The following is a 15,235-nucleotide window of genomic DNA, read 5'->3' on the forward strand; positions in this document are numbered from 1 at the left end:
GCGATATCGTGGTCCGGGACAGTCTGCGGAACGCCATGATCGTCGCCATGGCCATTGGCGGCTCCACCAACGTGACGCTGCACGCGCCGGAAATCGCCCGGGCCGCCGGGTTCGCCGATTTCTGGAAAGAGGTGATCACGCCGGAAGAGTTCAACCATCTGGCCGAACATGTCGTGCCGGTGCTGACCGACGCGCGGCCCTACGGCAAATATTCGATGGTCGATATCGACGGGGTTGGCGGCGTGCAGGTGATCGTGCGCGAGCTGCTGGAAGCGGGCCTGCTGAACGGTGACGTGCTGACCTGCACCGGCGAGACGCTGGCCGAGCAGGTGAAGCGGCTGGAGACGAAGAAGGTCGACGGCACCGTGATCTATCCGGTCGAAAAGCCGTACAAGCCGACCGGCGGCCTGCGCGTGCTCGGCGGCAATCTCTCGCCGGACTTCTCCGCCATCCTGAAGCTGGCCGGTGTCGAGGCCGGGCTTGAGGATAACAAGTTCGTCGGCAGCGCCCGGGTGTTCGAGGGCGAGCCGGATCTGCTGAAGGCGCTGGACGAGACGCCGGACGTGTTCAGGAACAACGATATCGTGATTGTCCGCTATTCCGGCCCGAGCGGGGCGCCGGGCATGCCGGAAATGCTGGACCCGACCTCGCGCATCACCACGCTCTGCCGCGAGAAGAACATCGTCATCGCCCTGATGACCGACGCCCGCTTCTCCGGTGGCTCGGTTGGTCTGGTGATCGGCCATGTCGGTCCCGAGGCGGCGCTCGGCGGCCCGATCGCGCTGATCGAGGACGGGGACGAGATCATCGCCGACCTGACTACGAACGCGCTGATCTGCACCGCGCTTGAGGATCCGGCCACGCTGAAGGCCCGCACCGCGAAATGGGAAAAAGAGGTCGCCGATAATGGCGGCATCCACCCGAATTGCGGCGCCGCCGATACCCGCCTGCTGCACCGCGCCCGCCACACGGCGGTCCCGGCGGTCCGCGGCGGCGGCTTGCACCCGAACCGCGAGGTCTGGGTACGTGAGCCGCGCGAGGCGACACGCTCCGGTTTCGTGCCGAAGAACAAGTACCGTCCGGACAGCGTGAAAGCGTTCTGATCTTGACGGGGTGAAAGAAGAGGGCCGGGGCATCGAGAGGTGCTCCGGCCCTTTTTTGTTTTTCCCGGCCAATGAGCCGGGTGTTACGCTTTGATTGTATACAAAAAACAATCAGAGAGGCTCTCATGGCCAAGCTGGGACTGTAATGCGATCTCTGCATATTTCGCCAGGCGGCGAACAGACGAAGAACTGGCTTCGCCGGATTCCTCTCGGTGCGCGGAGTAGCAATAAAGATGAGAAGTGGCTGCAGGAGCTACTTTTTCTGAATCCGGATCTGATTCCAGTTCAGGAGATCGTTGCTGGCGCGGGCGATTTTGTTCCGGTCTGCCGAGAACTCACAATCCCGAAAGCGGGCGGTTCCGTTTATCTGGATCTTTTCGGAGTCACTCCAGAAGGCCGATTGGTGCTGGTTGAGTGCAAGCTGTGGAGAAACCCGCAGGCGCGCCGTGAAGTCATCGCGCAGATTCTTGAATATGCCTCTCTGGTCAAGCAATGGAGCTACGGTGATCTGTCGGCGCGTGTCCAAAGTGCACTCAAGACGCTATCCGAAAACCCGATATTCGAGATTGTCTCACAGTATCATCCCGACCTTGACGAAGCACGGTTCGTTGATCGGTTGACCGAAACGCTTCGCCGGGGCGACTTCATTCTGATTATCGCAGGGGATGGCATTCGTGCCGATGTGCATGCGATCTCGGATTACCTCAATCAATCCAGCGGGCTTGCTGCCCGGATGGCACTGGTCGAATTTCAATTGTGGGAAGGTAATGCAGGCCTCGTTGTGATGCCTCATATTCCGCTGAAAACCGAAATGATTGAACAGCGGATTGTTACCTCGGGTGATGGAACGCCGCTTCAGATGGAGCGGCCCAATATTACCGAAGAGGATGCGGAGGACCTGATTGATCAAGACCGGGCAGCATCAAAACTTTCAGAACGAGCCTTCTGGCAAAGTTTCATAGATCAGGTTCGCTTCGAGCATCCGGATCAACCGGGGCCACGGCATGGCGGGCATGCCTGGGTGCGCATTCCGATGCCCGAGCCGATTGGCTGGATCACGGCATTTAGGGCAAGTAGAAATCGTGGCGGTCTGTTCATGCGCTTCAAAGGGGATGAGGGGGAGGCGGCAGTCTCGGAGATTGAGGCGGCACGATCTGCTCTGGAAGATGCGATTGGAGTGCCAATGCGGATCGATGTGAATAAGCATGATCCATATGAGGCAACCGTGTCTGTTGACTTTGATGGCAGCACGACGAATGACGAGGCTTATTTGAATTGGCTGTTGCATACAGCAAATGCGGTCGTATCCGTATTCAGGCCTTTTCTTCATCAGATTCATATTGAGAGCGCCTGACTGAACCGAGGCAGCTTCCCCGCCACCAATCCGGGTGTTACGCTTCGATTGTATACAAAAAACAATCAGGGAGGCTCCCATGGCCAAGCTCGGCCTTTTCATGATGCCGTTGCATCCGCCGTCGCGGGATTTCGCGGACGTGCTGGAGGAAAACCGCCAGCTTGTGATCCTGGCCGACAGGCTCGGCTACGCGGAAGCCTGGATGGGGGAGCATTACACCTCGACCGCCGAGCCGGTGACCTCGCCGCTGCTGTTCAATGCCTCGCTGATCGCCGAAACCAAGCAGATCACCTTCGGCTCCGGGGTGATCTCGTTGCCGCAGCAGCATCCGGTGGTGGTGGCGGGGCACGCGGCTTTGTTCGACCATCTGGCGCGCGGCCGGTTCATCTTCGGGATCGGCTCCGGCGGGTTGTCGAGCGACTGGGAGATTTTCGATAATCTCGACCACAAGGCCCGGGCCATGGCGATGGTCGAGTCCATCGACCTGATCCAGAAGGTCTGGACCGAGGATCCGCCCTTCACCCACGCAGGCGATCATTTCACCGCCCGGATCGAGCAAAGAGTTTTGCCGGAGATGGGGATCGGCCGGTTCATCCGGCCCTATCAGCAACCGCATCCGCCCATCGCCGTGTCGGTGCGCGGAGCCAATTCCATGACCGCCAATTTCGCCGGCCAGCGCGGCTGGTGCATGTTGTCCGGCAACTTCGTGCCCGCCGCCGACATCGCGACGCACTGGCCGACCTATGCTGCCGGTGCAGAGAAGGCGGGGCGTACACCAGACCCGTCCGTCTGGCGTGTCGGCCGTTCCGTGCTGATCACCGACAGTGATGCCGAAGCGGAGGCGATGCTCAACGACCCGGACGGGGTGTTCTCCTGGTATTACCAGTATCTCGGCGCCCAGGGGTGTCTCGCCAATGGTGACGCGCCCGGGGATATCGACTGGAGCACGGTAAAGCGCGAGGCGATGGAGAAAACCCGGGAGTTCGTGATCGCCGGTACGGCGGAGACGGTGCTCGACAGGTTGGTCTCCTTCCGGGACGAGATCGGCGATTTCGGCACCCTGATGCTGACCGGGCATGACATGGAGGGAACGCAACGGATGTGGCACCGCTCCTTCACCCGGATGGCCGGGGAGGTCTGGCCGAAGCTGAAGGCTTACATGGAGGACAAGCGCGGGGTTCGCGCTGCAGAGTAGGGAATACGCAGGCGTCAGATCCTGATCCAGATCAAGGATTGCGACATCGGAGCCTGTTACCTTCCCGTACAACTGAAGCTGTCAGGGGCAGGGTGACGGGATGGAAGAAACGCCAAAAGACTGGAAACCGGGACTCGCCAAATGGGCGATCATGGCACTTGCGGTCGTCGCCATCCTCTCGCTTTCACGGCTTCTCCCCGGGACCGATACCCGCACGGTGCGGAGTTACACGGATTTCAAGGCGCTGGTTGCCGGAGGTCAGGTTGAGAGTGTGGTGTTCCGGGGAGAGCGGATCGAAGGGCTTCTGCGGGCGGCGTCAACTGGCCCGGGCGGCACGACGACAGCCTTCGTTTCCTATGTTCCCCCGACCGGCGATCCGGCGCTTCTCGATGCGCTTCAGGAGGCGGGTGTCGAGGTTCAGTCCCGCCCCGCAGATGAGGGATCCTGGCTTGTCAGTCTGCTGCCATGGCTGTTGATCGGGGCCTTCTGGTTCTTCATGTGGTCGCGGATGTCCGGAATGATGCCGGGTGGGCTGGGCGGCCGGGGCGGCGCCGGAGATTTCCTGCGCGGCCGGATGAAGGCCGTGAAGAAGGCGGAGACGCCGAAGATCCGTTTCGCGGATGTCGCGGGGCAGGAGAATGCCAAGCGCGAGGTTTCCGAACTTCTGGAGTTCCTGCGGGACGCGGAGCGCTATCAGCGGCTCGGTGCGGAAGTCCCGCACGGCATCCTGCTGCAGGGACCGCCCGGTACCGGCAAGACCATGCTGGCTCGTGCTCTGGCGGGGGAGGCTGGGGTACCTTTCTTCCATATGTCCGCCTCCGAATTTATCGAGATGTTTGTTGGTGTCGGCGCTTCCAGAGTGCGGAATCTTTTCGACGAAGCCAAGAAAGCGGCCCCGGCCATTATCTTCATTGACGAGCTCGATAGTGTCGGCCGGGTGCGCGGTGCCGGTCTCGGCGGCGGGCACGACGAGCGTGAGCAGACCCTGAACCAGATTCTCGCCGAAATGGACGGCTTCGAAGGGCATGAGGCGGTGGTGGTTCTTGCCGCCACCAACCGGCCTGATGTCCTTGACCCAGCGCTGCTGCGGCCCGGTCGCTTCGACCGGCACGTAACACTGGAACTCCCGGACCTGAAAGGCCGCGAGGCGATCCTGAAGGTGCATTGCCGCAATGTGCCCCTGGCCGGTAACGTCGATCTGTATCAGGTCGCCACAGGCACGCCGGGTTTCTCCGGCGCCGACCTCAAGAATTTGGTCAACGAGGCTGCGATGGCGGCGGCGCGGGAGAGCCTGCTCAAGGTCGAAGCCCGGCACTTTGACGAGATGCGAGACCGTATCATCATGGGCGCGGTGCGCACGCTGGCCATCCACCCTGACGAGCGGCACCGGCTTGCGGTGCATGAATCCGGTCACACGGCCGTTGCGTATTTTCTGCCCGGCGCGGACCCGCTGCACAAGGTGACAATCATCCCTCGCGGGCGCGCCCTCGGCGGGACGCACCAGCTGCCCGAAATAGAGCGGCATACTCTCACGGAGGAATATCTGAACGACCGGCTGACAGTCATCCTCGGAGGCAGAGCGGCGGAACAGGTCTTTCTTGGCTCCGTCAGTTCAGGCGCGGATGAGGACATCCGCATGGCTACCCAGATCGCTCGCTCCATGGTCGGGCGCTGGGGCATGTCCGAAGAAGTCGGGCCGGTCGATGTGCGGGAGAGCGAGTCGCATCCTTTCCTTGGCCGTGAGATGGCGCAGCCCCGGCATTTTTCGGAAGCTACTGCGGCACTGGCCGACAGCGCGGTACGCAGCTATCTCATCGCCGCCGAAGCACGTGCGGTGGCGTTGCTGGAAGAGAACGAAGCGAAGGTGGCCCGGCTGATCGGGGATCTGGAAGAGCGGGAAACCCTGGACCGAAACGAGATCGCTGTTTGTCTTGGCCCGAAACAGGTCGCGGCCAAGGAACGCGCAGGATCACAGCGGGTGCTGGTGTCGCGGGAAGATGGTGAATAAGCCGACGAGCAGGGGCTGTGTGAACACGCCGTCTGATGCTATAGCGGGATGCGCGCCAGACCGGCGCTACTGCACGGCATCCTCGGGAGGGACCCCATGAAAAAAGCTATCGTTACTGGACACAGCAAGGGCCTCGGGGCTGGGATCACCGAGGCGTTGCTGGCGGATGGATACAATGTTCTCGGTGTCTCACGCTCTGCCTTGCCGGGCTTTGAATCGGGGTTGGAACAGGTCGCGCTCGACCTCGGGGATGTGGACGCACTGGCCACATGGCTTGAGGGTGGAGAGTTGGAAAGCTTCCTCGATGGCGCCGACATTGCACTGCTGATCAACAATGCCGGGATCGTTGAGCCGATCGCGCCGCTTGGCCGTCAGGGGGCGGCGGCGATCGCCCGGGCCGTCGCGGTGAATATCAGTGCCGCGCTGGTGCTGGCGGATGCCTTCGCCGCGCTGAGCACAGGTATCGCCGACCGGCGGCTCGCGCATATCTCCAGCGGGGCCGGGCGTCATGCCTATACCGGCTGGAGCGTCTATTGCGCGACCAAGGCAGCCCTCGACAATCATGCGAACGGGGTACGCGAGGATGCATTGCCTGGCCTGAAGGTTGAGAGCCTGGCGCCGGGTGTGATCGATACCGGCATGCAATCGACCATCAGGGGCACGTCGGAAGAGGATTTCGCGCTGCGCGCCCAGTTCGTCGAGTTGAAGGAAACCGGCGCGCTGGCCAGCCCGGAAGCGGTCGGGGCAAAAATAGCAGCCCATGTGACCGGAGCCAGCTTCGGCGCCGAAACCCTGACGGATATTCGTCAGGTCTGAGGCTGAGGGGGAAATGCGTGAGGGGAGGCGGCGTGCGATGTTCCTCCCCGGCGCATGCCGCCAGACTGCGTCACAATATCGCACTGATGGTCTTCGATCATTATAAAGTTAACGCTATTTCAATGATTTGATTGATAGTTAAGAGCTCGTTTAACGTGATCCTGGTTTCCTGCTCTGGAAATCGCGTGGCAGGCATTGCCTCCTGGTCCAAATGCTCCCCAAAACGGCTCTGGGGAATATGGGACAAGTGGGGCAAGGCATGTCTGTCAGGGAGTGGGAACGGCCTGGTATGATTACCGAGAAACCGCGATTGCTACTTTTCGCGGTCCGCGATGCCTTCATTACCCTGTTGCCCCTGACATTCTTCCGGGTTCTGGCGGAGCTGTGTCTGCATCTGCCCATTCCGGCCTACCACAACGCCATGACCGGAATTTTCGGACCCGGCTGGACGGATGCCGTCGGGTATCTGATCGAGGCGAGTATTGCCGCCTGGAGTGTGGGTACAGCTATCGCGGTCGCGATCTTTGTGCATGGGCAACTGGCCCGGTTCGACCCGGCGCGTGAGGCCTTGCCGTCGATGATCGTCGGCTTCTCCGCGCTAGTGAATTTCATGCTCTATGCGTTGGTGGAGGGACAGGCCGGGATCCCCGTTTTTGGATATGACGCAATGTTCGCGAGTATCCTGATCGGCCTCGGTACAGCTTTCATTCTCAATGTAACCTCCCGCTGGCGCATTCCGGCGCCGCTTCATCTTTCCTATGACGCGGAAGCTGTGTTCTTTCAGGCCGTTCGGTCTTGTGTTCCGGTTGCCGTCACGGGCCTGATCGTCGTCATGGCAATCGCCCTGTGCACGCGTGTCCAGTTTCCAATGGAAATGTTTGTTGCTCCGCTGACGGCGCTGGAAGCCGAATTCGGTGGCGGCATCTGGTGGTTCAGTCTCGGCGCGACTCTGCTGAACCAGATCTCATGGTTCCTTGGTGCCCATGGCGGGATTGTCATGGAGGCATTCGCGGATGCCCTGTTCGGGCTGAAGGGAGCGGCTTACAGCGCGGATATCGGATACCGGCCATTATTCGACACCTTCGTGCTGCTGGGAGGCTGCGGCAGCACGGCCGGCCTGCTGGTTGCGATCATGTTGACCGTGCGGGAAGGCAGCCAGCTCAGGATCGCGAAGCTCGCGGTGCTGCCGTCCCTGTTCAATATCAATGAAATACTCGTCTTTGGTCTGCCGCTGGTCCTGAACCCGCTCTATCTGTTGCCCTTTATCGGTGTGCCGTTGCTGTTGGCCTTGATCTCGGTCGGAGCTGTTCAGGTCGGTGTGATTGAGCTGCGCGCGGTCGATGTTCCCTGGACAACGCCGCCTCTGATCTCCGGCTGGTTGATTACCGGATCCTGGACCGGAGTTGTGTTTCAGGCCGCCGAAATAGCCCTTAGCGCAGCCCTTTATCTGCCGTTTGTCCGGATTGCGGAGCAGCAGCGCAAGCGGCGGCAATCCCGCATGGTTGTGGAGGCGACGACCGCTATTCTGGAGGAACGGTCACGGTTTCCCGCGATCAGCCGCCGGGACGATGTCGGCTTGATCGCGCGCGGCCTGCTGGGCGATCTGCGGGATGCGATCTCGCGCGGCGGTCTGGAATTGCATTACCAACCGAAGATGGACCGGGATGGTCATGTCATTGGCTTTGAGGCGTTACTGCGCTGGAAGCATGAAAGACATGGGGCGCTGTCTCCGGTTCTGGCGGTGACCCTGGCAGAGGACGGAAACGCGATTAACGAGCTTGGCGGCTGGGTCATAGACGAGGCCTGCGCCTGCAAGGCCCGCTGGAACGCGCTCGGTCATGAGGGGCTGACGATGGCGTTCAATATCTCCCCTATTCAGCTGACCGATCCGGATTTGCCGAAACGGGTTGCCCGCGCACTGGCGCGAAACGGTCTTTCGCCTTCCGAGATCGAACTGGAGATCACCGAATCCCAGGTTATTCCGGATAATCCCCAGGTCGACGCGGCGTTTGCCGGACTGATGGAAATCGGCATCCAGCTGACAATGGACGATTTTGGCATGGGATATTCGTCCCTGTTGTATCTCCGGCGTTTCAATGTGGGCTCGATCAAGATCGACGGATCCCTGTCGCGCGAGGTGCTCAGTCATGAGGCCAATGCGGACATTATCCGGAGCATTGCCAGCCTGGGTAAGTCCAGGGGCGTGACCATTGTTGCAGAGTTTGTGGAGACCGCCCCGCAACGCGATGCACTGGCGCAACTTGGCTGTGACCAGTTCCAGGGATATCTGTTCAGCCGCCCGTTACCGGAGGCGGAATGTGCGGACTTTCTGCAGGAGAACAGTGTGGCCGGCATGACTGGCGGGCCGGAAGCGAACACAAACAGAGTCGCGCTTCAAAGCTGACGGCACATTCTTCACGGCATGATGGAAGGCTGATAATGCAGAATTTTCAGCCTGCGCACGTTCTGGGCGACGGATTTTCTCTTCTTCCCCGTTTTAAGGGGAAGACGCCTTGGTGATCCCGAAGCGTCTTTACCAGGAGCGGCCGTTCCGTGCGGCGCTGCTTAAAGCCGGAGTTAACATAATTCAGTTAGGGGATTCGATCATGTCACGCATTGCGAAAATCATACTGTCCGCTGCCCTCATCGTTTCTGTCGCCGGGGTCTCCCCGGTTCTGGCGCGTCAGGATACGCGGGAGCAGCCACGGCACGGCGGCTTCGGAGGCGGGTATGGGAACGGTGCAGGAAATACAGCGGCGATTATCACGGCGTTGGCGCAAGGCGGTGCGGATGTTTCGAAATATTGCATTGCCTACAACGAGGTTTTTTCACACGGCGCGGTGGTCAAGTTCGAGATCAGCTCCCGGAAATGCATGAACGGCCAGTGGCAGAGCCGCTAACGATTACGGGCGCTCCGGCGCGGAGCGCCCGTAACCTGTAACCTTTTTTCACAATTCTTAACCGTGCAGCCAGGCGGGACTCCGCTAATGGACTCTCGTTCCCTTGCTGTACGGAAGCCCCCATGAAAACCGAATTCCTGTTCGCCACCCCGCTGATCGTGGTCGAGCCGTTCCGCCGTCAGACGGATGTGGCGCGGCTGGCGGACACCATCCGGGCGCGATCACGGGAAGATAAAGGCGTGACGCACAGCAATGACGGAGGCTGGCAGTCGGGCCACGACTTTCTGCACTGGGCGGGAGACGAGGGCAAGGCGCTGGCGCATGCCTTGCAGCAAGTCGCCAACAAGGCCTCGCTCGATTTCTCGACGGGACAGCTCACCCGGGATTCGCTGAAATGGAAAGTGACGGCCTGGGCGAACATCAACGGCAAAGGCATGGGCAACCATGCGCACTATCATCCGGGCGCCTTCTGGTCCGCCTGTTTCTATGCGGACGATGGCGGGATTGCCGGTGGTGAAAGCTTGGGTGGGGCGCTCGAGTTCAACGATCCGCGCGGGGCGCTCCCGCTGATGTACGCACCGCGCGTGAAAATGGGCATCAATGGATGCCTGACTGCCGGATTGTCGGAGCGGTTCTTCCCGAAAACGGGTCAGCTCGTGGTTTTCCCTTCCTGGCTGCACCATGGCGTGACCCGCTATGACGGAGACGGCACGCGGGTTTCGGTCGCGTTCAATCTCAGTCTTTGAGACGGGCTTCAGTCACCGGCCCGTGACGGGTGTTGATTCGAGCGGCCTTCAGTCACGGTTTATCTTCTCCTCCCATGATGATCAGACGACGCACCTTCCTGGGCGGCCTCGCCGCCGCAAGCGCCCTCGGCCTCGCGGCCCTGGCGCGTCCCGCCCGGCCCGTGATGGCGGCAAGCCGCCGATCCGGTCCGATCGTTCTTGAACTCTTCACCAGCCAGGGTTGCTCGTCCTGTCCGCCGGCGGATGAATTGCTTGGCGAGCTGGCGAAAGAACCGGATGTGATCGCGCTCGCCTATCATGTGGACTACTGGAACTATATCGGCTGGGAAGATCCGTTCTCCTCCGAGGAGATGAGCGACCGGCAACGGCGCTATGGCCATGCCATGAAGCTTCGGACGATCTACACGCCGCAGCTTGTCATCGACGGGGAGGCAGATCTGGTCGGCTCCCGCCGCTCAATCGTACTGCAGGAGCTGGACCGGCGCCGGGCACAGCGCGGTGGACCCGGCCTTGCCGTTACGCTCAACCGGGACGGCGCGGATTTCGAACTGCTGCTGGATGCGGAGCAGAGCGCCGACTATACGGGCGCCGAGCTGCTCCTTGTCGGCAGCGATGACCGGCATGTGACCGAAGTCCCGCGCGGGGAGAACAGGGGCCGCACGCTGGAGGATTTCGCCGTGGTCCGGTTCTACCGGTCGCTCGGACACTGGGACGGCAAGGCGGACAGGCTCCGCATTCCTGGCAGCGCCGTCAGCATGCCGACGGACCGGCTGTCGGTTCTTGTGCAGGCACCGGGAAACGGGCCGATCCATGGTGCGGGGGTGCTGGACGTGCGGACGGCGTGACCGGCGGATCGGGTTACAGGGAGCCTTCGAACGGAGGGAAAGAGGACCTCGGCATTATTCCGCCGGGATCGGCTTCGCCAGACCTTCGACCACTTCCGCCATCGGTTGATCCAGCAGTAGTTTCGGATCGACGATCAGTTTCGAGGTTCTGTTCCCGCCGCCGAGAATGATCTCTTTCCGGGCCATCACGTCCGCATCAATCCAGAGCGGGAGATCCGCCGGAAGTCCCAGTGCCGTGACGCCGCCGATTTCCTGACCGGTCAGCTCTTTCGTCTCCTCCGCGCTGGCGAAGGAGACTTTCCGCGCTTCCAGTTTTTTGCGCACCACCTTGTTCACATCCAGCCGGTGTGTCGCCAGCACCACGCAGGCGGCATATTTCAGATCGCCCGTCTTGGAGCGGACGAGAATCGTGTTCGCCGAATCTTCCGGTGCTTTGCCATATCGTTCACAGAACACAGCCGTGTCGGCGAGGTCGGGATCGCACTCCATAACCTCAAAAGCGTGAGGGGAGGCTTCGAGAATGGCGCGGATTTCGGGAAGGGTATCAGACATGGGGGAGAGGGCCTCTTGGCTTCGTTAACCTTGTGTGCAACCGTTGGCGTGCGCGACCCAATCAGGGGCGCTAGATCGACTTCATCTAAGGATCACATATATGATTAGAATCTTATCCCTTGGCGCCGCAATCCTTGTTGCCAGCGCATCCCCTTCCATGGCGCATCTGAACCCGGCAGAGCATGGCTCTTTCGCCGCCGGTCTGTCGCACCCGATGCTCGGGCTGGATCATATCCTGGCGATGGTCGCGGTCGGGATTTGGGCTTTCCAGATGGGTGGCCGGGCGCTGGTTGGGGTGCCTCTCGCCTTCGTCGGCTGCATGGCGTTGGGCTTCGTGCTTGCTTTGTCGGGCGTGGCCCTGCCGTTCGTGGAGCCCGCGATCCTCGCATCGGTCGTCGCTCTTGGCCTGCTGGTCGCCTGCGCGGTGAAGCTTCCGGCCACGGTCGGTGCTGTTGTCGTCGGGACCTTCGCGCTGTTCCACGGCCATGCCCATGGCGGTGAAATCGGCGGCGCGACGGCACTTGCCTATGGTGCTGGTTTTGTCGCCGCGACCGCGCTGCTGCATGTCGCGGGTCTCGGCGCCGGCCTGCTGGCGGAAAAGCTGTTCGCGGAACGCGCTGCTCTGGCGACCGCCGTTATGCGCGGCGCCGGTGGCCTGACAGCCGCTGCCGGTCTCGGGTTGTTGATCGCCTGATCTGTTCCTGATGCAGGAAACAAAAGGCCGCCTCCTGACTGGAAGGCGGCCTTTTTCTTGTTCTGAGGCCGGGCGTCAGAGTGTCACGACGATCTTGCCGATATGCCCCGCCTGCTTCATGTGGCGGAACGCATCTGCTGCTTTTTCAATCGGGAAGGAGCTGTCGATCACCGGCTTGATGCCATGCAGGTCCATCGCCCGGGCAAGAGCGCGCAGCCCTGCCTGGGAGCCGACGACGACGCCTTCCATCCGCACATTCGGGCCGATGAGCTGCATCACGTTCAACGGCACTTCCGCGCCGCCGACAAAACCGATCACGCCGATAAAGCCGCCAAAGGCGACGGCCGCGAAGGACTGGGCAAGGGTGCTGCCGGTGGTCTCTACGATAATGTCGACACCGTGCCCGCCGGTCACGTCCTTCACCGCGGTACCCCATTCCGGCGTCTCACGGTAATTCACCACATGATCGGCGCCGAGTTTCTTCAGCATCTCCGCCTTTTCGGCGGTGGAGGTGAGGGCGACGACTTCCGCGCCTGCTGCCTTGGCGAGCTGCAGGGCGAAGAGGGCGACGCCGCCGGTGCCTTCCACCAGCACCCTGTCACCGCTTTTCAGGTCGCCCTGTTCAAGGCAGGTCCACGCGGTGAGGGCCGCGATCGGGAGTGTTGCGGCTTCGGCATCGCTTAGATTTTCCGGGGCCGGGATCACCTCGTCGGCGGGGACGGCGATATATTCCCGGAGCACGCCGGGAAGCGGGCCGCCGAGGGTCTGCTTCGTGCGCTGCTGCTGGGTCACTTTTCCATCCCGCCAGCCCTGGATGTAACAGGGCACGACCCGGTCGCCTTCCTTGAACAGACTGACATCCTCACCCAGAGCGACCACGGTGCCGCAGCAATCGGAGCAGGGCACATAGGGCATGGGCAGGGTCGGCATATAGGTGCCGCCGAGCACGGCGAGGTCGCGATAATTCAGGGTGACGGCATTCACCCGGATCAGGATTTCGCCGCGTCTTGGCGTTGGTATCGGCCTCTCCACAAGGCTCAGGCTGTCGATGGAGAAGGCCGAGGCCTCGATGGCTTTCATGGCGCCGGTCGGTTGGGGCATATCTGTCTCGTTGTCTGGGGCGTGTTACGGACGGCTCAGGCGGGCAGCACCTTGCCGGGGTTCATGATGCCTTGCGGGTCGAGCGCCTGCTTGATCGCCTGCATACTGTTGAGGGCCAGTCCGTGCTCGGCTTCCATGTAGCGGATCTTGCCCTGGCCGACGCCATGCTCGCCGGTACAGGTGCCGTCCATTTCCAGCGCCCGGAACACCATGCGTTCGTTATGCCCCTTGGCGGCGGCGACTTCTTCGGCGTTGTTCGGGTCGATGCAATAGCCGACATGGAAATTGCCGTCGCCGACATGGCCGACGATGCCGGCGGTCAGGCCGTTTTCGATCAGGTCCTTCTGGGCTTCCAGGATGGCTTCGGCCAATCGCGAGATCGGCACGCAGATATCGGTCGCCATCACCTCGCAGTTCGGGCGCATGGACTTGATGGCGTAATGCACATTGTGCCGGGCTTCCCAGAGTTTGTTCCGGTCCTCGGCCTTCTCGGCCCATTGGAAGGCACTGCCGCCGAATTCGGAGGCGATGCCCTCGACCATTTCGGCCTGTTCCTTCACGCCGGTCTCGCTGCCGTGGAACTCGAAGAACAGGGTCGGCTTCACCTCATAGCCTTCCAGCTTGGAGAAGCGGATGCAGGCGCCCATCTGGTCCGCATTCAGTAGCTCGATACGGGCCATCGGCACGCCGGACTGGATAGTCAGGATCACCGTGCTGACGGCGCTCTCAAGATCGTCGAACTGGCAGACGGCGGCGGAGGTTGCTTCCGGAATGCCATAGAGCTTGAGCGCGACTTCGGTGATCACGCCGAGCGTACCTTCGGAGCCGACAAAGAGCCGTGTCAGGTCGTATCCGGCAGAGGATTTCCGGGCCCGGCGGGCGGTGCGGATGATCTCGCCGCTCGCCGTCACCACGGTGAGGGAGAGCACGTTCTCGCGCATGGTGCCATAGCGTACGGCATTGGTGCCGGACGCGCGGGTCGCCGCCATGCCGCCGATGGAGGCATCGGCGCCGGGATCGATCGGGAAGAACAGGCCCTGGTCGCGCAAATGCGTGTTGAGCTGCTTGCGCGTGACGCCGGCCTGCACCCGGCAATCCAGGTCTTCGGCATTGACTTCAAGGACGGCATTCATGTTCGAGAGATCGATGCAGATGCCGCCCATGACCGCGCCGATATGGCCTTCCAGCGAGGTGCCGGTGCCGAAGGGAATGATCGGAACGCCATGGGTGGCGCAGAGCTTCACGACTTCGGCGACCTCTTCGGTGCTGTTGGCGAAGACAACGCCTTCAGGCGGCAAGGCCTTGTGATAGCTCTCGTCCTGGCCATGCCGTTCAAGCACTGCGGGGGCTGTGGAGAGCCGGTCCGTAAACCGCTCTCTCAGAATATCCAGAACCGGTGCGATCTCGGAGGCGCTTTCTCGGGCCTGCATGGTGTTTTCTCCCTTGATTTTGCCGCTCACCCTAGAGAGAGGCGGGGCCGCGCTCAATCGTAGAATTGGCATGAAGGACAAGCCACGCAAGAAACGGAGATCCGTTCAGGCGCGGGTATGATATTGCCACTTTCAGTCATGCCCGTTTTGCGGCGGCACTCTTATCCGTGACGCATAAAATGGCTGCATCGAGACAATAAATTTGGACCGAAAGGACCTGGACTGGACATGAATGCCAAGGTCAATCTCACCATGGGGCCTGTGGAATGGGGCATCCTTATCCTGCTTTCCTCCGTCTGGGGCGGGTCGTTCTTCTTTGTCGAGGTGGCAATCCACGAGGTGCCGCCGCTGACCATGGTGCTGGTTCGGGTCGGGCTGGCCGCCATCGCCATGCAGCTTGCCCTGCCGCTCTTCGGTTTGCGCATGCCGACGGATTGGAAGATCCTGCGGGCATTCCTGTTCATGGGCTTGCTGAACAATGCCGTGCCGTT

At 61.5% G+C, this 15,235-nt stretch carries 14 protein-coding genes; 11 read left to right on the forward strand and 3 right to left on the reverse strand.

The genetic code is table 11. The features are described from left to right. From AAC126_RS18305 to AAC126_RS18345, 9 genes are all read left to right on the forward strand, one after another. The coding region (locus AAC126_RS18305; RefSeq protein WP_339855996.1) for a dihydroxy-acid dehydratase at nucleotides 1–1,103 on the forward strand (1,103 nt) is incomplete at its 5' end. Nucleotides 1,104–1,248: 145 nt separating this feature from the next. After that, the gene (locus tag AAC126_RS18310; RefSeq protein WP_339855997.1) at nucleotides 1,249–2,457 is read left to right on the forward strand and encodes a hypothetical protein; all 1,209 of its coding nucleotides are present in this window, start codon (nucleotides 1,249–1,251) and stop codon (nucleotides 2,455–2,457) included. A gap of 79 nt (nucleotides 2,458–2,536) precedes the next feature. Beyond that, nucleotides 2,537–3,652, forward strand: a complete 1,116-nt coding sequence (locus AAC126_RS18315; RefSeq protein ID WP_339855999.1) for an LLM class flavin-dependent oxidoreductase — start codon at nucleotides 2,537–2,539, stop codon at nucleotides 3,650–3,652. Nucleotides 3,653–3,752: 100 nt separating this feature from the next. Continuing rightward, nucleotides 3,753–5,660, forward strand: coding sequence for an ATP-dependent zinc metalloprotease FtsH (gene ftsH, locus AAC126_RS18320; RefSeq protein WP_339856000.1), 1,908 nt, complete (start codon nucleotides 3,753–3,755; stop codon nucleotides 5,658–5,660). 96 nt (nucleotides 5,661–5,756) lie between these two features. Continuing rightward, nucleotides 5,757–6,476, forward strand: a complete 720-nt coding sequence (locus tag AAC126_RS18325) for an SDR family NAD(P)-dependent oxidoreductase (RefSeq protein WP_339856002.1) — start codon at nucleotides 5,757–5,759, stop codon at nucleotides 6,474–6,476. 289 nt (nucleotides 6,477–6,765) lie between these two features. Continuing rightward, nucleotides 6,766–8,880, forward strand: coding sequence for an EAL domain-containing protein (locus tag AAC126_RS18330; protein WP_339856003.1), 2,115 nt, complete (start codon nucleotides 6,766–6,768; stop codon nucleotides 8,878–8,880). Between the two features lie 202 nt (nucleotides 8,881–9,082). Then, complete coding sequence (locus AAC126_RS18335; RefSeq protein ID WP_339856005.1) at nucleotides 9,083–9,376, forward strand: hypothetical protein; 294 nt, start codon at nucleotides 9,083–9,085, stop codon at nucleotides 9,374–9,376. Nucleotides 9,377–9,498: 122 nt separating this feature from the next. Next, nucleotides 9,499–10,122, forward strand: a complete 624-nt coding sequence (locus tag AAC126_RS18340; protein WP_339856007.1) for a TIGR02466 family protein — start codon at nucleotides 9,499–9,501, stop codon at nucleotides 10,120–10,122. A gap of 74 nt (nucleotides 10,123–10,196) precedes the next feature. After that, nucleotides 10,197–10,967: a DUF1223 domain-containing protein gene (locus tag AAC126_RS18345; RefSeq protein WP_339856008.1), complete on the forward strand. Its 771-nt coding sequence runs from the start codon at nucleotides 10,197–10,199 to the stop codon at nucleotides 10,965–10,967. Between the two features lie 54 nt (nucleotides 10,968–11,021). Here AAC126_RS18345 and AAC126_RS18350 read toward each other — a convergent pair whose 3' ends face one another. Next, nucleotides 11,022–11,519 carry a YbaK/EbsC family protein gene (locus AAC126_RS18350; protein WP_339856009.1) on the reverse strand — a complete coding sequence of 166 codons (498 nt, stop codon included), beginning with the start codon at nucleotides 11,517–11,519 and terminating at the stop codon, nucleotides 11,022–11,024. Nucleotides 11,520–11,619: 100 nt separating this feature from the next. On the opposite strand from AAC126_RS18350, the gene AAC126_RS18355 reads away from it, so the two are divergent. Then, complete coding sequence (locus tag AAC126_RS18355; protein ID WP_339856011.1) at nucleotides 11,620–12,213, forward strand: HupE/UreJ family protein; 594 nt, start codon at nucleotides 11,620–11,622, stop codon at nucleotides 12,211–12,213. Between the two features lie 75 nt (nucleotides 12,214–12,288). On the opposite strand, the gene AAC126_RS18360 is transcribed toward AAC126_RS18355, so the two are convergent. Next, nucleotides 12,289–13,314, reverse strand: a complete 1,026-nt coding sequence (locus AAC126_RS18360) for an NAD(P)-dependent alcohol dehydrogenase (protein ID WP_339856013.1) — start codon at nucleotides 13,312–13,314, stop codon at nucleotides 12,289–12,291. 35 nt (nucleotides 13,315–13,349) lie between these two features. Then, complete coding sequence (locus AAC126_RS18365) at nucleotides 13,350–14,744, reverse strand: FAD-linked oxidase C-terminal domain-containing protein (RefSeq protein WP_339856014.1); 1,395 nt, start codon at nucleotides 14,742–14,744, stop codon at nucleotides 13,350–13,352. 228 nt (nucleotides 14,745–14,972) lie between these two features. On the opposite strand from AAC126_RS18365, the gene AAC126_RS18370 reads away from it, so the two are divergent. Further along, nucleotides 14,973–15,235: EamA family transporter (locus AAC126_RS18370; protein ID WP_339856016.1), on the forward strand; the 263-nt coding region annotated here is incomplete at its 3' end.

Source organism: uncultured Nisaea sp., assembly GCF_963974195.1.
In the GTDB taxonomy this organism is placed as follows: Bacteria; Pseudomonadota; Alphaproteobacteria; order Thalassobaculales; family Thalassobaculaceae; genus Nisaea.